Here is a 19,522-nt window from a genome sequence, read left to right on the forward strand (position 1 = left end):
CCACACCATGACCAGCGCCCCGGGTGACGTGCCCGCCATCGAGTTCCGCGACGTCGTCAAGCGGTTCGGCGACAACGTGGTGCTCGACGGCCTGAACTTCTCGGTCGCCCAGGGCGACCGGGTGACACTCATCGGGCCGTCCGGATCGGGCAAGACGACGATCCTACGCCTGCTGATGACGCTCGAGGAGTCGAACGGCGGCCTCATCCTCATCGACGGCGACCCCTACACCCACGAGTACAAGGGCAAGAAGTGGGTCGAGATCCCGGAGAAGCGTCGCCGGCAGGTACGCCGACGCGTGGGGATGGTGTTCCAGCAGTTCAACCTCTTCCCCAACATGACGGTTCTCGAGAACATCATCGAGGCGCCGATGCACGTGCTCGGCAGGTCCAGGAAGGACGCGATCGCCCGGGCCGAGGAGCTGCTCGAGCAGGTCGGGATGACGGAGAAGCGTGACTTCCGGACCACCGAGCTCTCCGGCGGGCAGCAGCAGCGCGTCGCGATCGCACGGGCGCTCGCGATGGACCCCGAGATCCTGCTGCTCGACGAGGTGACCTCCGCGCTCGACCCCGAGATCGTCGCGGACGTGCTCGAGGTGCTGCGCGACATCGCGAAGAACACCGACATCACGATGCTGCTGGTCACCCACGAGATGCAGTTCGCCCGTGAGGTCTCCAACCGGGTCCTGATGTTCGACCACGGTCGGATCATCGAGGAGGCGCCACCCGAGGAGATCTTCACCGACCCGCGCGAGGAGCGGACGCGGGAGTTCCTCTCCGCCGTCGTCAGCAACTGACTCACGGCGCCGTCCGCCACCCGGTAGGCTGTCCCGCGGCTCGACCCTGCGGGCCGCACGACTGGGTGGCGTCACGGTGCCGCCCACGCGCCTGTAGCTCAGGGGATAGAGCACCGCTCTCCTAAAGCGGGTGTCGGCAGTTCGAATCTGCCCAGGCGCACCAGGAAAGGGCCTGTTAGATGCGAATATGTGGTGATCTACCAGGCCTGAGGTCAGTGGGTACGCGTCTCCATCCACAGTCCGTTCAGACCGGTCGCCTCGTAAGCCCGCTGGCGCGCTCGCTTCGCGGCGTCTTCTGTGCCTTCGCGCGCATGGCCCCGAGCTTCGCTCCGATCCGATCCGTTTCGTCCGTGAACGGCCCCACGTAGATGTCCATGGTCGTCGAGGTCCTCTTGTGCTGAGGTACTTGCGCACTGCGCCGGGTGTAGCACCCTCCGTATTGTTGATGCTCGCGGCCGTGTGGCGCAGTAGGTTCGGCTTAACCTCGAAGGTGAATCCCGCGCATGTCGAATCTGGCTTCAGGACGTCGCGCCTGATATTGCGGTTTCCGATGTGGGTGCCAGCACGGGACGGGAATACCGGTGCGTCGCCATCCTTGCCCTGAATGCGCTCCCTGTGCATCCCAGTGAGGAACGGCATGACCCGAATCGTCCGATACTTCTTGCCCTTCGGTGCCTTTCAGCACGTCCTGCCCTCGAACTTGGATCGTGCAGCGTCGAGGACCGGTGCGGTTTTCACGGTTCCGTACTTGATCGACACGAGCTTCACCTTGAGTCTGAACCACTCGGAGTTCCGGAGGCCCGAGTATGCGAGGAACATCACCGCGTCGGAGTGGCCGTGAGCATGTGCGGCGAGGCGCTCGACTTGGATGGGGGTCAGGAGGGACTGCTGCACGGATAGATGACACCAGACCCGTGGTGCCTTCGGCTGCTGCTGGAAGGATGTGTCCCGTACCCAGACCCCACGCCATGGAGTTCTGCGATGACTTCGTGGCGATCGCCCGCCAGGGCGAGACTCCGATCGAGCAGGTCGCGAAGGACTTTGGCATCTTCGAGTCGTGCCTGCGCAACTTGATCCACCAGGCCAACGTCGCCGACGGCGCCAAGCCCGACGTGGCGGCCCCGGAGTCGGTCAGGCTGCGTGAGCTGCGGTGCCGCAACTGCCTGCTGGAGCAGGAGATCGAGGTATTGCGCCGCGCGGCGGCGTATCCGTCGGAGGCGCACCGGCCGGGAGAGTAATGCACCCGCTGGTCTGAGAGCTCGCCGCCGACGGGATCCCCGTCGCCGTGACGTGCCGCTTCCTGAACCTCGCTTGACAGCCCTACTACCGGTGGCTCGCCGCACCGGTCAGCCACCGCGAGCTCTCCGGGGTGCACCTGGTCAACGCCTTGTTCGACGCTCACGCCGATGCCCTCGAATTCGGGTACAGGCTGCTGGCCGACGAGGCTCGCGAGGACGGCCACCGGGCGTGTGACCGCACGATGGGCCGGGCCTGCCGGGACGGGCGCTGGCGGAGCGTGTTCGGCAAGAAGCGAGGGGCCACAGGCGGCAAGAAGCCCGGCCTGCCGGCGCACGACGACCTCGTCCGGCGCGACTTCACCGCCTCGACGCCGAACGAGCTGTGGCTGACCGACATCACCGAGCGTCCCACGGCGGAGGGCAAGGCCTACGTGTGCGCGATCAAGGACGTCTACTTCAACCCGATCGTGGGCTACTCCAGCAACGACCGCATGAAGTCCTCGCTGGCCCTGCGAGCGCGGGCGAGCGCCGTCGCCAGGCGGCCGTCGAGGTCCGCACGGGGCCGGCTGTATCGTCCAAAGCGACAAGGGCGGTCAATCTCGAAGCCGACGATTCCTGGCCGCGCTGTGCCGCCATGACCTGAGTGGGCCCATGGGGCAGGTCGCCTCCGCCAGCGACAACGCGGCCATGGAGTCCTTCTTCGCAATGCTTCAGAAGAACGTCCTGAACCGCCGTCGCTGGACCACCCTCGAAGACCTGCGCATCGCGATCATCACCTGGATCGATCGCACCTACCACGGGCGCCACCGCCACGCCCGTCTCGTACGCTTGACCCCCCATCGAGTACAAAGCCATCATCACCACTCAGGTCGCACTCGCTGCCTGACAGCCGCTGTCACCTATCCGTGCAGCAGTCCCATGGAATCGGTCTGGACGGCACGGGGCCCGACTCATTAAACGCCTTCTGATCTAGGGTGAGGCCATGAGTGCGTGGCCGCCGATCGACCGAGATGACCTGAGAGCCGCTGCTGCTACTGCGGGCTTCGACACCACTTTCCCGCTTCTCGTGAGGCGCCTGATAGCGGAGACCGGGAAGGGCCTGACGCGCATTGACATGCCAGGCGGGTCCGGAACTGCCGTAGGAGGCTTTGACGGTGTCGTGACGGCGAGCGAGGAGACGGCATTCGTGCCGGCAGGCACTTCGGTTTGGGAGCTCTCCGTAGGCGGGGGGCAGCGCAAGGCAAACGAAGACTACGAGAAGCGACTCGTTGGACCGGGTGAGGTGTCCGCCTCCGACGCCACATATATCGAGGTGCTACTTGACACCTGGTCGAAGTCGCGGTCTTGGTCAGTGGAAAAGTCTGCAGAGCGACGCTGGCGCAAAGTCGAGGGATACAACCTCGACCGAATCGATGCCTGGCTTGAGCAAGCGCCGGCTACGACTGTGTGGCTCGCGGAACAGGTCGGCAAGGTTACGGACGGTGTTCGATCGCTCACGACTTGGTGGGATCGTGCTTGGCTTCCATCGACCGTGCCTCACCTGGACGCACAGCTGGTGCTGTCTGGGCGGGAAGCCTCGGCAAGGCAACTTCTCGACCGGCTTCAGACCGGCTTATCCTGGACACGACTTGATGGCGACCTCCGCGCAGATGAGTTTCGGGCTTTTGTCGCGTCCGCGCTACAGAACGAATCAGCGGATGCTGACCACATTCTCGCCCGGTCGGTGGTCGTCACAGACGCAGCAACTCTTGCTCGACTGGCGGCATTGAATGAACCTCTCATTTTCGTGTTGGACGACCCTGCCATCGCACGCGATGTCGCGACGAGTGAAAGGCATCAGTTCGTCGTGGCCGTTCCGCGCGGCGGCGAGTCCGACATTGAAGTGCCGCGAGTCACCAGCTCGGAGGTGCATGCTCGGCTCGAGCAAGCAGGGCTCCACGGCGATGCCGCGGCGAAACTCAAGACCCTGGCCCGCAGAAGCTTGCTCGCGCTCCGCCGGGCCATCGCAGTGCACCCGGAAACACTCACCCCGCGGTGGGCGACGAGTCCTGACGCCATTCGGAGGCGCACGCTTCTTTTGGGCTCCTGGAACGGTGGCACTGAGGGAGACCAAAAGGTTGTCGCGCGGTTGCTAGGAGCACCGTACGAACAAGTTGAGGAGCAGCTCCTGGGTCTCCTAGAGGGCGAAGACATTCCATTCTTGGCACGCGTGGACAGTGTTTGGTTCGTCCTGGCCATTGAGGATGCGTGGGCGCTACTTGGGCGATCGCTTTCGCCGAGTGATCTCCAGTCGGTGTCTGATGCCGTCTTGGACGTTCTGTCTGAGCCCGACCCGGTGCTCGCCCTCGACACCGACAAGAGGTGGACGGCGGGGATCCGCGGCATTCGGCGACGGTACTCATCGACGATACGGAGGGGTCTAGCGGAAACCCTCGCCATTGCGGCCGCAACCAACATGCTCCTCGGTCCGCAAGAGGAGAGTGGTGAGCTCTGGGCGCGCTCCATTGTTCGCACCTTGTTTGCGAGCGCCAACGCGGACGAGTCATATTCACAATGGAGTTCCCTGTCAGATGTGCTCTCGCTTCTCGCTGAGGCGGCTCCAGGCGAGTTCTTAGAGGCAATGCGCGTAGGCCTGGACGGCGAATCCAAGCTTCATTCGGCGATGTTTCGGGACGCTGACAGTGGTCCATTCGGCTTCGGAAACAGCTCTCCGCACACCGCTGTGTTGTGGGCGCTTGAGATCGTCGCGTGGTCTCCCGACCACCTCAACGATGCTGTGGAGGTACTGGCCGCGCTTGCAGATCTCGATCCCGGCGGAAAACTGTCGAACAGGCCGTCAGCAAGTCTGCTCGGCATTCTGAGCGCTTGGAATCCCAACACGGCAGCGGGAATCGAGCTCCGCCTGCGGGCAATGGAACGCATCGTGGCAAAGCACCCCCAACTTTGTACTCGTCTTCTCTTGGGCCTGATCCCGGATACACACGAAACGCAAATAGCGCATCCCGGGCCGCGCTTTCGAGGCTGGAAGATCCCGCAACAGGTGACTAGAGGCCAGCTTGTGGAGACCGTGGGGCGGGCCGCAGATCTGGTTCTTGAGAACCTAACGGACAATGCCCATGACTACATCGAGGTTCTTGGCAAAATCGATCGCATGTCGCCTGCACACCGATCGTTGTTCGTCAAGAAGATGATCGAGTTTGCGGGCAGGCAGGACGGCGAAGCGCAGACGACTGAAGTCTGGAATGCGCTCCGCGACAAGATTTCGAACCACCGTGAGTACGAAGACGCCGGGTGGGCGTTGTCTACCGAAGAGCTCGCGGCCCTGGACGAAGCGTGTACGGTGCTGGCTCCAATGGATCCCGTGGCGCGGTCAGCTTGGCTATTCGATTCCGATTGGGTGACGCTCGGTGACTTCAAGCGACGCGATGATTTTTCAGCGTACGAGGCCGAAGTTGCTCGACGACGCACAACTGCGATCCACGAGGTACAAACCAACGGCGGAATCGACGCTGTCGAGCGGTTGGCGACTAAGGTCGATGCCCCGTACTTCGTCGGAAGCGCGCTTGCGAACGAGCCTCCAGAACTAGACCGGGAACTCCTTGGCTGGATTAGCGACGAGGCAGGCTCTCGCCGTGCCGTAGCGGAAGGCTACTTCGTGCGCCGCCTGAGCGGCGGCGACCTGGAACTCCGCAATGAGCTGATCGATCAGACCCCCGATCCGCGGGGCAAGGCGCGGATACTTCTGTATGCGCGCCAGCCTGAGCAAGCCTGGTCTGCATTGACCGAACTTGGCGCCGAGGTTGAGGCCATCTATTGGAGCGAGTTCAACTACTTCGGCCTGGGTAAGCACTTTGCTGGCGTCGAGGAGGCCTCCCGAAACCTGATTGCTGCGGGCCGGGCTGCTGCGGCATTGGACATGATTGGACTGTACTCGCACCCTGAAGAATCGGACAAGGCGGTCGCAGAACTCGTTGCCTCGGGTCTCGAAGCGTTGCTTGAAGAGTCTCAGGGTGAGGAAAGTTTCGGTCACCTCGATAACTACCACTTCCAGCGACTATTCGCCATTCTGGCGAACTGTCGAGAAGACTTGGGCGAGGCGCGTGTCGTAGGGCTCGAGTTTCAGTACTTCCCGGCGCTTGGCTTCGACGCCGACGCCCCGTCGCTACACCGAGCGATGCTCGAGGATCCAAGCTTCTTCGTCGAGCTGGTGACGCTTGCATATCGCGAGGACGATAAGTCGGGCTCCAGCGATCGCACTGCGGAAGGGGACGGCTCCGAGCGTCAACGTTCCATCGCGATTCGCGCCTACGAAGTGCTGCACTCTCTTCGGCAATGCCCAGGTGGGTCGCCTGAAGGTGATCTCGACGGTGAGGTTCTCGGCGAATGGATTCGTGACGCCCGTGAACAGCTCGTTGCTGTGGGGCGCAGCAGAGTTGGCGAGCATCAGCTCGGCCAGGTGCTTGCCCAAGCCCCGGCGGGAACAGGCGGTTCAGCAATCCACCCTGTCGTTCTCCAGATCGTCGAGGACCTGCATTCAGACGCAGTCGAGCGTGGGGTTGAGGTGGGCTTCTACAACAAGCGCGGGATCTCCACACGATCGATTCTTGAGGGCGGGACACAGGAGTGGGAGGCCGCTGAGGTGCTCCGGAGGCAGGCGGTGCAGGTGGGAGCCTCGCCACGCGCAAGGAATATGCTCAACCGTCTTGCCGACTCGTACGAGTCTAGCGCGCGACGCGAGGACCGGTCGGCCGAGCGACGTCACCAGGGCCTTGATTGGTAGTTTCGCCGTCGAGTATTTGCTCACATCGCCACGATCGAACACGAAGACCGGTGGGGCGCACGCGGCCTCGCTGCGCTTGACCCGTGAAGAATGCGTTGCAACGGTGTCTCTCCGCGAGCCTAGGTCCTGCCATCCACACGAGGTCGCGAAGAATCAGGCGAAACAGCCGTCAACTACGATCGGCTGAGGACGCACCCCTTGGGCAACCGCAGATAGTTACAGATGACGAAAGTGGACCGAATAGAAGGTAGAAGGCTCTCCCAAAGCGGGTGTCGGCCGTTCGAATCTGCCCAGGCGCACCATCAGCTCCGCCCGGTGCGGGGATGCTCTCAGGATCCGCCCGGCGCGCCGCGGTCGAGACCGAACGCCTCGGTCAGCATGCCCCGCAGCAGCCCCGGGACGTCGAGCGCGCCGGGGTGCAGCCCGTCGTAGAGGTGCAGGCCGTCCCAGGTCGCGACGATGAACGCGGCGCGCTCCTCGGGTGTCATCGGGTCGTCGGTGATGTCGAGCGCCGTGCGCTGGCGGCCGATGGTCCAGGCGATGAGCACGGTCAGCAGCTCGTGGCGGTGCTGGAGCGGCTCGCGCGCGGGGTGCTCGGGTGACGCGGCCTCGGCGGTGAGGATCGAGAGCAGCTGGGTCAGCCCCGGGACGCTGCGGTTGCGCTCGGCGGTGCTGACGATCGCGTTCGCGATGAACTCCGGCGTGATGTCCGCGGTGTCGAAGGACGGCAGGCTGCGCGTGTCGTGCCACTCGATGACGGCGAGCAGCAGGGCCGTCTTGTTGCCGAAGTGGTGGAGCAGCGTCGAGTGGTCGACGCCGGCCTCTCGCGCGATGCTGCGCAGCGACGTGCCGTAGAAGCCGCGTTCCCCGAACGCCTCTGCGGCGCGCTCGACGATCGACTGCTTGGTCGCGCGACCGGTGGCGTAGCCCTCGGTGCGTGCGTCGGTTCCCTCGTTGTCCCCCACGGCGATCCTCTCTCTGGGTGGAACTGTGCCCACCAAGTTCCACCACATGGTGGATGTTTGTTACGCTGGTGTTAACTTCCACCACCCGGTGGAACTTGATCAAGGGTAGCGATCGATGCAGACCGCAGACAATCACGAGCGAATCGTCGCCGAGATGACTCTCGCCGAGAAGGCCTCCCTGATGTCGGGCGCGAACTTCTGGAACACGAAGTCGCTCGACCGCCTCGGAGTTCCGTCGATCATGCTCACGGACGGACCGCACGGGCTGCGCAAGCAGGGCGGAGCCGCCGACCATCTCGGCCTCAACGCCAGCATTCCGGCCACGTGCTTCCCGACGGCGGCCACGCTCGCCGGCAGCTGGGACGTCACCCTCCTCGAGCGGGTCGGGCTAGCACTCGGCACCGAGGCCGCCGCGGAGCGGGTCAGCGTGCTGCTCGGGCCGGGGATGAACATCAAGCGCAACCCGCTGGGCGGCCGCAACTTCGAGTACTTCTCCGAGGACCCGCTGCTCACCGGTCGCCTCGCGGCGGCCATGGTCGCGGGGATCCAGTCGCGGGGCGTCGGCGCAAGTGTCAAGCACTTCGCGGTCAACTCCCAGGAGACCCACCGCATGAGCGTCGACGAGGTGGTCGACGTGCGAGCCCTGCACGAGATCTACCTCGAGGGCTTCCGCATCGCCGTCACGGACGCCGAGCCGTGGACCGTGATGAGCTCGTACAACCGGGTCAACGGCACGTACGCCAATGAGAACCGCGCGCTGCTGCACGACGTGCTCCGTGAGCGCTGGGGCTTCGACGGGCTGGTGGTCACGGACTGGGGCGGCAACAACGACCGCGTCGCCGGTCTCGTGGCGGGCAACGCGCTCGAGATGCCGTCCACCGACGGCGTCACCGACGCAGAGATCGTCCGAGCCGTCGAGGCCGGCACCCTGGACGAGGCCGTGCTGGACCGTCGCGTCGCCGAGGTGCTGACGCTCGTCGAGCGGACCGCGGCGGTGCGAGCGGCGCACGACGACGCAGCCGGGGCCGACCACGACGGTCACCACGCGCTCGCGGTCGAGGCGGCGCGGCGCTCCGCCGTCCTGCTGCGCAACGAGCGGGACGCACTGCCCCTCGGGCAGGACGCCGGGCGGGTCGCCGTGATCGGCGAGTTCGCCGCCGTCCCGCGGTACCAGGGCGCCGGCAGCTCGCTCGTCAACCCGACCCGCGTCGACACGGCGCTCGATGCGCTCCGACGCTCCGACCTGGACATCGTCGGCTACGAGCCGGGGTTCACCCGGCGGGACGCGCCGTCGCCGGTCCGTCTGCGCCGTGCACTGCGCCTGGCCGCGGACGCCGACACCGTCGTGCTCTTCCTCGGGCTCGACGAGTCGGCCGAGGCCGAGGGCGTCGACCGCGCGCACATGCGCCTCGCGCACAACCAGATGCTGCTCGCCCGCAAGATCGTCGACCTGGGCCGGCGCGTCGTCGTCGTGCTCGCCGGGGGAGCGCCGGTCGAGATGCCGTTCGCGCCCCACGTGGACGCGATCCTGCACACCTACCTGGCGGGCCAGGGCGGTGGTCAGGCGGTCGCAGATCTGCTGACGGGCCGTGCGAACCCCGCGGGTAAGCTCGCCGAGACGTACCCGCTGACGTACACCGACGTCCCGTCCTCCGTCGACTTCGGGCAGACCGAGGCGACGGCCGAGCACCGCGAGAGCATCTACGTCGGGTACCGCTACTACGACAAGGTCGGCATGCCGGTCCGGTACCCCTTCGGGCACGGGCTGAGCTACACCTCCTTCGTCTACTCCGACCTCGAGGTCGACGCCTCGCACGCACGTCTGACGGTGACCAACGCCGGAGACGCTGCGGGCACAGAGGTCGTGCAGGTCTACGTCGAGGCGCCGGGGGCGGCGGACGGCCGGTTCCGCGCGCCGCGTGAGCTTGCGGGCTTCACGACGGCGGAGCTCGCCCCGGGTGAGAGCGTGCGCCTCGAGATTCCCTTCGCCGAGCACGCGTTCGACGTCTTCGACCCCGAGACCTCCGCGTGGCGGACGGTCGGCGGCGACTACACGGTGCTCGCGGCGTCGTCGTCGCGGGACGTGCGCGCGAGCGCACCGCTGGTAGTCCGCGGATCCTCGCTCGACGCGCCCGAGGGCCTCGACCACTACGTCGACGGGCACGTCGAGTCCGTGGGCACCGCGGAGTTCGAGCGGCTGCTCGGACGCGCCGTCCCGTCTCCGCGCTGGCCGGCCGGACGTCCGCTGGGTCGTCAGGACATCGTCGCGCAGGCCGAGGGACGCGGCGGGTTCGCCGGTCTGCTGCACGGGACGATCGTCGTCGCGGGGAAGCTCCTCATGGCGATCGGGCGGCCCCACGCCGCCAACAACACACACTTCGCACTCGATCTGCCGTTCCGCTCCGTCTCTCGGATGAGCGCCGGAAAGGTGGACGAGGCGATGCTCGACGGCCTGCTGGTCATGGTCAACGGGCGCTTCTGGCACGGGCTCCGGCTCCTTGCCACCGCATGGAGGGCCCGTCGACGGGCCGCACGTGCACGATCAACGGAGACAACGACAGCACCGCAGGAGGGCTGATCGCGACATGGCAACACGACGAGAGATCAAGAGTGAGGCGGTCGCCCGCGTCGACGCCGAGCGCGCCGCGCGGCGTGAGCGCAAGGCCGAGCTCGAGGCGATGACGCCCGAGGACCGCAAGGTCGCGAAGGCGGAGGACAAGCAGAGGGCGAAGGACGCCGAGAAGGCGGCCAAGGCCGAGCGCAAGGAGCGCCGCAGCACCATGACGCGCGGCGAGCGGCGCGAGGACAAGCGCCGCGAGCGCGTCTACCGCAAGGTGAGCCACCGCCCGCGCCGCGCGGTCGGGTGGGGCGTGACCGGCGTGGCCGTCGTCGCGATCGGTGCGCTCGCCGCGCCGTGGGTCAGCGACCTGACACGGCTGACCTCGATGGAGTTCGACACCGAGACGGCCGAGGGCGTCGCCGCCCGCGAGAACGCGGCCGTCGTCTCCGAGAACGTCGCCGACGAGGGGATCGTGCTCCTCAAGAACGAGGACGCAGTGCTCCCGCTGGCCGAGCCCCGCATCAACGTCTTCAGCTTCGAGTCGTTCAACCTGCGGCTCGGCGGCGGCGGCAGCGGCGGCAGCAACCTGTCGACGGCGCCCACCCTCTACGAGGCGATGGACCAGGTCGGTGTCGAGTACAACTCCGAGCTCTACGCGACGATGGAGGACGCCGGCGCCGAGTCCGTCTCGGGCTCGTCGAACGGGTTCGTGCAGATCGTCGGGAGCCTCGTCGGTGGTGACGAGTCGGCCGAGCCCGAGCCCGACTACCTCACCGACGACGTCCTGGCGCAGGCGCAGGAGTTCTCGGACACCGCGATGATCGTGGTCGGCAACGACGGCGTGGAGGGCTCGGACATGACCGCCGAGCAGCTGCGGCTGGTGGACAACCAGATCGCGCTCCTCGACGTGGTGACGGAGCACTTCGACGACGTGGTCGTCGTCGTGAACTCGGGCAACCAGATGGAGCTCGGCTTCCTCGACGAGTACCCGCAGATCAAGTCCGCCCTCTGGATCGGGACTCCAGGACCGCAGGGTGCGGTCTCGCTCGCCAAGGTGCTCAACGGCGACGTCAACCCGTCCGGGCACCTGACCGACACCTACGCCTACGACGTGACCTCCGCGCCGTCGACGGAGACGTTCGGGGACTTCACGTACGACAACGCCGACCGCGGGTTCCTCAACTACAACGAGGGCATCTACGTCGGGTACCGCTACTACGAGACCCGGTACGTCGACGACGAGGCGGGCTACGACGCGGCCGTCCAGTACCCCTTCGGCCACGGGCTGAGCTACACCGACTTCACGTGGGACGCGGCCGACCCGGTCGTCACCGACGAGGAGATCAGCGTCGACGTCGACGTGACCAACGACGGCGACGTCGCGGGCAAGGACGTCGTGCAGGTCTACTTCTCCGCCCCCTACACGCCGGGCGGGATCGAGAAGTCGGCGATCGAGCTCGCGGGCTACGCCAAGACCTCGATGCTCGAGCCGGGCGACTCCGAGACGGTCACCGTCACGTTCGACACGCGGGACATGGCCTCGTGGGACTCCGAGAACGGCGGCGGCTACCTGCTCGAGGCCGGTGACTACGTCATCAGCGTCTCGAACGACGTGCACGACGCCGTCGCCGAGTTCACCACCGAGGTCGGCGAGGACGTCCGCTACGACACCGACGCCGACACCGGGGAGAGCCTCGAGAACCGCTTCGAGTACGCCGAGGGCGACCTGACCTACCTGTCGCGCGACGACTGGGAGGGCACGTACCCCGACGCCGACGACATGGACTTCACCGCCTCGGACGAGGTCCTCGAGCGGATGGACCCGACGATCGAGCCCGCCGAGGGCGAGGCTCCGACGACGGGCGCCGACAACGGCCTCATGTTCGCCGACCTCGAGGGTCTCGACTACGACGATCCGGCCTGGGACCTGTTCCTCGACCAGCTCACGCTCGACGAGCAGATCCAGATCTTCTCCCAGGGTGCGTACCTGACGGCCGAGGTCGAGCGCCTCGGCGTTCCGTCGGCCGTGCTCCTCGACAGCCCCGCCGGCCTGAACTCCCTGTTCAGCTCGATCGAGGCGGCGTCGTACCCGACCGAGATCGTCATCGCCTCCACCTGGAACGACGACCTCGCCTACGCGGTCGGTGAGTCGGTCGGCACCGAGGCCAACGCCTACGACGTCCAGGGCTGGTACGCCCCGGGGATGAACCTGCACCGCTCCGCGTTCGGCGGTCGCGACTTCGAGTACTACTCGGAGGACCCCGTGATCTCCGGGCAGATGGCGGCCGGGATGGTCAACGGCGCGCAGGACCAGGGCGTGCTGACGTTCATCAAGCACTTCGCGCTCAACGACCAGGAGGTCAACGCGCGCACCGGCCTGAACGTGTTCGTCGACGAGCAGGCGTTCCGCGAGGTCTACCTCCAGCCCTTCGAGATCGCCGTCAAGGACAGCGACCCGACGGGTGCGATGAGCTCGTTCATCAACATCGGCGGCAGCTGGGCCGGTGGCAACGAGCAGCTGCTCCAGGAGGTGCTCCGCGGCGAGTGGGGCTTCGACGGGGTGGTCTCGACCGACGCCGTCCTCGGTGGCTGGATGGACCCGGCGCTCGCGGTCCGGAACGGCAACGACCTGATGCTGGCGCCGTTCGCGCACACCACGATCGACGCGACCGAGGAGGCCTACGACGAGGACCCGGTCGGGGTGGGCGAGGGCCTGCGCGACCGCGTCCACACCGCGCTGTACGCCGTGCTCAGCACCTCGGCGACGGACTGACCGGGCGCAGCCTGGCACGCGCCGGCGCCCCGGACTCTCCGCGCGAGGGTCCGGGGCGCCGGCGTGCGCGCGCCCGGACGCGGAGTGTTTCGGCAGAGCGGGTGAATTTCTCCTGGAGGATCCGCGCTCCGGCGTTTGGGCATTCCTGAGTTGGACGGCTGTCCGTGTTGCTTGTGCACCCGCTGGGCCGCGACATCTCAACGGAATCTCGCCGGATAGTGGTCGAGTTTGACGCAGGGGTCCTCGACAGTGCACTATTTATCTCGACGGTACGGACCGCCTGCCCCCTGCGCGGTTCGTACCGTCTTTTCATGTCCGGACGCTTTTCCATCGCACGTCGGTGACGTAGGCCTGGACCCCACCCCGTACGGCGTGCCGTGTCCCGCCGGGCACCCCCGCCCGTTAGCGTTCTGTGGGTGAATGCAGCGTGGTCGTCCTCCGGACCCAGAACACTGGCCGAGCTCTCCCGCGCCGACGGGCGTGACGGGCCGAGCGGCGAGGATTCGCGCCCGCAGATCGTCGACGACCCCACGGACGCCGAGCTCGTGCGCTCCGTCGTCGCGACCTGGCGCTCGTCCCTCGTGGAGCACGCGGGCGGATCGTCGCTCGCCGACGTCGAGGTCCTCGGCGACGCCGTCATGGATCTGACGGGTGCGCACCCCTCGGGCGTCGCCCAGCTCTTTGCCGGACGCCCCACGCGACTGTCGAACATCTTCCGCGAGGCCGGGGGGCTGCTCCCGGTCGCACGCCGTCGAGCACGCGCCGTCGTCGCACGCTCCGGCGAGTACGGGCAGCGCTACGGGGTCCCGGCCACCTATCTCGCGATGGGAGTGGCCACCTGGGAGGCGCAGGACCCGACCTCGCAGACGGACGACGTCATCGCGCTGGCGCAGGTCACGCACCGGACGGGGGAGGCCTCCCCGGCGCAGCCCGACGACGGCGCACCCACGACGGACGGCGTCGACGGCTCCGCGCCGGAGACCGCGTCCGACGTCGCCACGGACGATTCGAGGGTCCCGTCCGGTGCGGCAGAGGTCGCCGTGCCGTCCGGTCCGGCGGACTCCGCGGGCGAGGAGCTCGACGAGGACGGGCCCGGGCCGGAGGCAAACGTCGTGCGGGCCCCCGTGCTGCTGCGGCCCATCACGGTGCGCCCGCTCGGAGCCGACGAGCGGGACTTCGAGCTCGTCCTCGAACCGACCGCCGAGATCAACCCGCTGCTCGCCCGCACCCTGCGGTCGCACGGGGCGCTCCTCGACCCGGGTGCCCTCGCCCGCAGCACCTTCACCCCCTCCGGGTTCGAGCCCGACGACGCCCTCGAACGCCTGGCAGCGCTCGGCGAGGCCGTGCTCGGCGACTTCGAGCTCACCCCCCGCGTCCTCGTCGGTGCGTTCGTGCACCCGGGACAGATGCTCGTCGACGACCTCGACGAGCTCGTCTCCGGTCTCGAGCGGCACGAGGTGGTCGGAGCCATCGCGGGCTCGGCCGAGGCCACGCGCACGACGCTCGCGTCGGTCCCGCCCCGACGGGACGGGGACGTCACTCCCGCGCAGGAGCGCGGTGCCGGTGACCTCGACCCGAGCCAGCGTCACGTCCTCGACACCCTCGGAACGGGATCCCACCTCTTCGTCGACGCCCCGGCGGGCTCCGACGTCGCGGGGACCGTGGCCGCGATCGTCGCCGAGGCCGCGGCCTCCGGGCGCAGCGTGCTCTACGTGCCCGGGCACCGCAGGTCCGCCGACCTGCTCGACGCCCGGCTGGCCGAGCTCGGCCTCGACAACCTCGTGCTCGACGTCCCGGCCTCGCCGGACTGGCGCGCCGTCGTCTCGCAGCGCCTGCTCTCCGCGATGGCGACCGAGGCGGAGCCTCCCGTCACGGAGGAGACGGAGCAGGCCCAGGACGCACTGCTCGGCGCGCGCAGCCGGCTCGCGCAGTACATCGAGGCGCTGCACGTCGTCCGTGAGCCGTGGCAGGTCTCGGCCTACGACGCGCTCCAGGGGCTCGCGGCCGTCACGTCGGCACGCCCTGCACCGTCCACGCAGGTGCGCCTCAAGCCGGCGGTGACCCTCGCCGTCGGACGGGAGCGCCGCGAAGAGATCACCCGTCAGCTCGAGCGCGCCGCGTCCCTCGGGGCGTTCACGGCCGAGGCCCGGGACACGCCCTGGGCCGGTGCCGAGCTCACCACCGACGAGGCCGCCCGCTCGGCGGTCCAACGCCTCGAGCGGCTCGTGAACCAGACCGTGCCGCAGCTGCGCGCCCAGGTGGCCCAGGTGGCCGCCTCGACGGGGCTCGAGCCCGCCGTCACGCTCGACGACTGGTCCGCCCAGCTCACGATGCTCGGCGGCATGCGGGGGACCCTCGACGTATTCCTGCCCGAGATCTTCGAGCGGGCCGCCGCCGACATGGTGCACGCCACCGCGTCCCGCCGGCAGCGCGCCGACGCCGGGATCGAGATGAGCTGGACGCACCGCCGCCGGCTGCGCAAGCAGGCCCGCGACATGGTGCGGCCCGGTGTCCGGGTGCCCGACATGCACACGGCCCTGACCCAGGTTGCCGCCCAGCGTGCCGTCTGGCAGCAGCACTGCCCCCGCGGAGGCTGGCCCGTCCTGCCCGCGGGACTCGCCTCGATCGAGGACACCGCCGAGGCCGTCCGGATCGACCTCGACGAGCTCGCACCGGTGCTCGCCGGCACCCGTGGCGGGTCCGACCTGACCGGCATGCGGCTGGACGAGCTCGCCACCCGGCTGAACGCACTGCTCGCCGACCGCGCCGCACTCGACCACCTGCCGCAGCGCACCGCGATCCTGCGCGGCGTCGGCGACTCGGGCCTGGGCGACCTCCTGGCCGACCTGGCCGCGCGCGAGGTCTCGACCGACGTCGTCGGCCACGAGCTCGAGCTCGCCTGGTGGAGCTCCGTGTTCGAGCAGATCCTCGACCAGGACCCGGCGCTCGCGGGTCAGGACTCCACAGGGCTCGACGCGCTCGCCGAGAGGTTCCGCACGCTCGACCGCCGGCACGTCGAGTCGCTCTCCGGGCCCGTCCGCGCGGCGGCCCGCGAGTACCTGGGTGAGGCGATGCGGGATTACCGCGACGAGGCCGAGGCCCTGTTCACCGAGCTGATCGAGGGCCGGCTCACCAGCGTCCGGATCTCCACGGAGACCTATCCGCACGTGATGCGCCGGCTGCGGCCCTGCATCGTCGCGACCCCGACGCTCGTGCCGCACATCGCCCCGGCGAGCCGGACCGTCGACGTGGTCATCCTCGACTCCGTCCAGCACACGCCGGTCGAGCTCGTCGTCTCCGCCCTGGCGCGCGGCCGCCAGATCGTCGTCGTCGGCGACCCACGCACCGCCTCCGGCAGCGCGGTCGCCGAGCTCAGCGACGTCCTGCCCGTGGTGCGGCTCGAGCCGCGTCCGTCGCGGCGCGACCCCGGGCTGACGCAGTTCCTGACCGACCACGGCTACGACGGCGTCCTCCAGGTCGCCCCGCTGCCTCGCCCCGACACGCTGCTCGTCCGCGATCTCGTGGACGGTCGCGGCATGCCGGACCAGCGGTCCGGCATCGTCGAGACCACGCAGGCCGAGGTCGAGCGGGTCGTCGAGATCGCGATCGACCACGCCCTGACGCGCCCGGACGAGACGTTCGGCATCATCGCGGGGACGGCGCTGCACGCCGACCGCATCCGGGAGTCGTTGCTCTCCGAGGTACGTGCGAACCCGGCTCTCGCGCCGTTCTTCGCCGGCTCACGGCCCGAGCCGGTGGTCGTGGCAGGGCTCCCGGACGTCGCCTCGCTCGAGCGGGACCGGATCGTGCTGAGCCTCGGTCTCGGCCGAACGCCGCATGGTCGCGTCCTGCACCGCTTCGGGCAGATCGCGGAACCCGGTGGTGACGCGATGCTCCTCGGGTCGCTGGTCGCGGCCCGCTCGCACCTGCACCTCGTGACCTGTCTCGAGTCGTCAGACCTCGAGCCCGAGCGCCTGCGCAGCGCCGGCTCTCGCCTGCTGCGCGAGGTCCTCGTGCTCATGGAGCGCCGCAACGGCGCGCAGGACCAGGTGACGCTCGGGACGGGCGGACCGTCGAGCGGCCCCGACCGTCTCGTCGTCGACCTCGCCGACCGGCTGTGGCGCGAGGGGCTGATCGTCGAGACCGACTACGGCATCGACGGCGGGCGCAGCATCCCGCTGGTCGTCGGGCACCCGGACCTGCCCGGCGAGCTGCTGGTCGCCGTCCTGACCGACGACGCCGCCTACGTCGCGGAGTCGAGCGTCCGTGCGCGCGACCGCCTCGTGGGGGAGCGGCTCGAGTCCCTCGGCTGGTCCGTCGTCCAGGTCTGGTCGGCCGCGGCCTTCCTCGACCCGGGCAAGGAGGCCGAGCGCATCCGTCGCGTCGTGGAGCGGGCGCGGGACGCGCGCGTGCCCGCACCTGCTGTGACGGCGGCGCCGACGAGCGCGCCGGTGCCCGTGGTCGTGGACGACACGATCGTCGAGGAGACCTTGGACTTCGAGGTCCCGTCGAATGACTGAGTCGCCCGAGGGTGCGACGGGCGCGTCCGACGGCGGCACACCCCCGAGGAGGCGCCGCCGCGTGGTCCGGCCCGGGACGGAGACGTCCGGCGGGGGCGGGTCCACGTCGGACGACGTGCCTGAGCCGAGTGAAAGACCGGACGACGCCAACGACGCACGCCTGCGCCGGGACGTCCCGCCGCACTGGGGCTAGTCGGTCGCCGCGGGGTCCTCGCGGTGTCGGGGCTCCGTGCCCCGCGCGTCGGAGAGGATGTCGCGGATCTCCCGCAGCGTCGACACCTCGTCCGAGATCTCCTCGGGCACCGGGTCCTTGAGCGCGGCCCGTCGGGCGGCGAGGGCGTTCATCGGCGCCACGATGACGAAGTAGACGGCGAGCGCGACCAGGAAGAACTGCAGGAACGCGTTCAGGATCATCCCGACCTGGATGGTGGCACCCTCGCGCAGGGTGATGTCCCACAGGTCGGAGAGGTCGGGCTTGCCGAAGATCGCGGCGATCAGCGGGTTGACGAGATAGTCGACGATCGCGGTCACGACGGCCCCGAACGCAGCGCCGATGACGACGCCGACGGCGAGGTCGACCGCGTTGCCGCGGAGGATGAATTCCTTGAATCCGTTGATCACGGTCCGATTCCCTTCGGTGAGCTGATGCTCGGCCGATCGTCTCCCGAACGCGGGGATGGTGCACGCGCTGCGCGATCCCCGGCTCAGGGGACGAAGACGGCAGCCAGCCGGGACGCGGTCGCGAGCGCCGGTGCCTCGGCGGGGGAGACCGCGACCAGCAGCGTCGTCGTGGTCTCGGGGGTCGAGCTCAGGAGTCCGCTCCCGGACGCGCCCAGGTCGGTGGTCCGCGGAAGGACGAGGGCTCCGCGAGCGAGGACCTCGGTGTCTTCCGGGTCGTCGGTGCCCGCGCCGAGGACGTCCGGCTCGGGTGGCGCGAGGAGGTCGACCCGGTCACCTGCGTGGAGCATCTCGGCCGTGTCGGGCAGCCGGACGGGGACGACGACCGTGTCCTCGGGTGCCAGGTCCGCGGGGCGTCCGGCACCGACCAGCGCCTTGGTGAGCACCTGGCCGGGGGTCAGCAGGACGGCGGTCTCCCGCCCGACCGCCTCGTCCAGCCCGTCCGCGCCGCGGAGTGGGTCGGGGGGACCGTCGAGGCCTGCCTCGTGGCGAGCTCGACGTCGTCCGCGGTCAGCACGCCGCCGGGGGCGAGGTCACGCACCGCGACGACGACCTCCGTCGTCGGAACGGGCGGTGGTCGGAGCGCGTGGGCCAGGACGAGGACGCCGAGCCCCGCACAGATCGCCGCCACGACGAACCGGAGGCGCCAGAGCGTCAGTCGAAGAGAGTGCACCCGAGCACGCTAGGTCGGGGCCGTGGATCTCTCGGCGGACCCACGGCTCGGTGTGGACGCGGGCGGCGCGGAGGACTTCTGTGGACGGAGCGGGCGCCCCGGATCTGCGCCGGAGCTGCCCGAAAACGACGTCGGCCGCTAGGCGGAGGCCGCGGACGACCCGGCGCTCGAGCTGCTCGACGAGCCACTCGACGAGCTCCCCGAGGACGAGCCGCCGGAGCTCGACGACGAACCCGACGACGAGCCGCCCGAGGACGACGACCCGGAGGACGAGGAACCCGAGGTGGAGCTCGCCGGCGCACTGCTCGACGAGACCGAGCTCGACCCGGAGGACTTGCGGGAGTCGGTGCGGTAGAACCCGGAACCCTTGAAGGTCACACCCACGGGGGAGAAGACCTTGCGCAACACGCCCGAGCACTCGGGGCAGACCGTGAGCGAGTCCTCGGCAAAAGACTGATGGACGTCGAACGCGTGGTCGCACTCGCTGCAGCGATAGGCGTAGGTAGGCACGAACTCTCCTGAAATCTGGCACTCCGGAA

At 68.6% G+C, this 19,522-nt stretch carries 12 protein-coding genes, 1 tRNA gene and 1 pseudogene; 8 read left to right on the forward strand and 6 right to left on the reverse strand.

From position 1 onward, the window contains the following. Nucleotides 1-7 precede the first annotated feature (7 nt). A complete protein-coding gene (ehuA, locus tag BLU20_RS05120; RefSeq protein ID WP_029252990.1) occupies nucleotides 8-796 on the forward strand; it encodes an ectoine/hydroxyectoine ABC transporter ATP-binding protein EhuA in 789 nt (262 codons plus the stop codon). 87 nt (nucleotides 797-883) lie between these two features. Then, nucleotides 884-959 (forward strand) — tRNA-Arg (locus tag BLU20_RS05125). Between the two features lie 515 nt (nucleotides 960-1,474). On the opposite strand, the gene BLU20_RS13705 is transcribed toward BLU20_RS05125, so the two are convergent. Further along, nucleotides 1,475-1,690: a site-specific integrase gene (locus BLU20_RS13705; protein WP_157270324.1), complete on the reverse strand. Its 216-nt coding sequence runs from the start codon at nucleotides 1,688-1,690 to the stop codon at nucleotides 1,475-1,477. Between the two features lie 47 nt (nucleotides 1,691-1,737). On the opposite strand from BLU20_RS13705, the pseudogene BLU20_RS05135 reads away from it, so the two are divergent. Both BLU20_RS05135 and BLU20_RS13710 read left to right on the forward strand, forming a co-directional pair. After that, a pseudogene (locus BLU20_RS05135) lies at nucleotides 1,738-2,920 on the forward strand (IS3 family transposase). Nucleotides 2,921-3,016: 96 nt separating this feature from the next. Next, nucleotides 3,017-6,814: a hypothetical protein gene (locus BLU20_RS13710; RefSeq protein WP_157270326.1), complete on the forward strand. Its 3,798-nt coding sequence runs from the start codon at nucleotides 3,017-3,019 to the stop codon at nucleotides 6,812-6,814. 329 nt (nucleotides 6,815-7,143) lie between these two features. On the opposite strand, the gene BLU20_RS05150 is transcribed toward BLU20_RS13710, so the two are convergent. Next, nucleotides 7,144-7,779: a TetR/AcrR family transcriptional regulator gene (locus BLU20_RS05150; RefSeq protein ID WP_172829022.1), complete on the reverse strand. Its 636-nt coding sequence runs from the start codon at nucleotides 7,777-7,779 to the stop codon at nucleotides 7,144-7,146. Between the two features lie 154 nt (nucleotides 7,780-7,933). Between BLU20_RS05150 and BLU20_RS05155 the strand changes: the two genes are divergently transcribed. The 4 genes from BLU20_RS05155 (at nucleotide 7,934) to BLU20_RS13715 (ending at nucleotide 17,825) form a co-directional block, all read left to right on the forward strand. Further along, nucleotides 7,934-10,357, forward strand: coding sequence for a glycoside hydrolase family 3 C-terminal domain-containing protein (locus BLU20_RS05155; RefSeq protein ID WP_231959306.1), 2,424 nt, complete (start codon nucleotides 7,934-7,936; stop codon nucleotides 10,355-10,357). 7 nt (nucleotides 10,358-10,364) lie between these two features. Further along, complete coding sequence (locus tag BLU20_RS05160) at nucleotides 10,365-13,112, forward strand: glycoside hydrolase family 3 protein (RefSeq protein WP_083371838.1); 2,748 nt, start codon at nucleotides 10,365-10,367, stop codon at nucleotides 13,110-13,112. Nucleotides 13,113-13,528: 416 nt separating this feature from the next. After that, nucleotides 13,529-17,632, forward strand: a complete 4,104-nt coding sequence (locus BLU20_RS05165; RefSeq protein WP_083371839.1) for a hypothetical protein — start codon at nucleotides 13,529-13,531, stop codon at nucleotides 17,630-17,632. After that, entirely contained in the window at nucleotides 17,625-17,825 is a 201-nt protein-coding gene (locus tag BLU20_RS13715; RefSeq protein WP_157270327.1) for a hypothetical protein, read from the forward strand. The genes BLU20_RS05165 and BLU20_RS13715 overlap by 8 nt, the downstream gene beginning before the upstream one ends. On the opposite strand, the gene mscL is transcribed toward BLU20_RS13715, so the two are convergent. From mscL to BLU20_RS05185, 4 genes are all read right to left on the reverse strand, one after another. Next, complete coding sequence (mscL, locus tag BLU20_RS05170; RefSeq protein ID WP_029252997.1) at nucleotides 17,822-18,253, reverse strand: large conductance mechanosensitive channel protein MscL; 432 nt, start codon at nucleotides 18,251-18,253, stop codon at nucleotides 17,822-17,824. The genes BLU20_RS13715 and mscL overlap by 4 nt on opposite strands. Before the next feature lie 83 nt (nucleotides 18,254-18,336). Next, the gene (locus tag BLU20_RS05175; protein ID WP_083371840.1) at nucleotides 18,337-18,696 is read right to left on the reverse strand and encodes an RcpC/CpaB family pilus assembly protein; all 360 of its coding nucleotides are present in this window, start codon (nucleotides 18,694-18,696) and stop codon (nucleotides 18,337-18,339) included. 11 nt (nucleotides 18,697-18,707) lie between these two features. Then, nucleotides 18,708-18,983, reverse strand: coding sequence for an SAF domain-containing protein (locus tag BLU20_RS05180; RefSeq protein WP_083371841.1), 276 nt, complete (start codon nucleotides 18,981-18,983; stop codon nucleotides 18,708-18,710). 138 nt (nucleotides 18,984-19,121) lie between these two features. Beyond that, a complete protein-coding gene (locus BLU20_RS05185) occupies nucleotides 19,122-19,493 on the reverse strand; it encodes an FmdB family zinc ribbon protein (protein WP_083371842.1) in 372 nt (123 codons plus the stop codon). Between the last annotated feature and the right edge of the window lie 29 nt (nucleotides 19,494-19,522).

Source organism: Paraoerskovia marina, assembly GCF_900105445.1.
Lineage (GTDB): Bacteria > Actinomycetota > Actinomycetes > Actinomycetales > Cellulomonadaceae > Paraoerskovia > Paraoerskovia marina.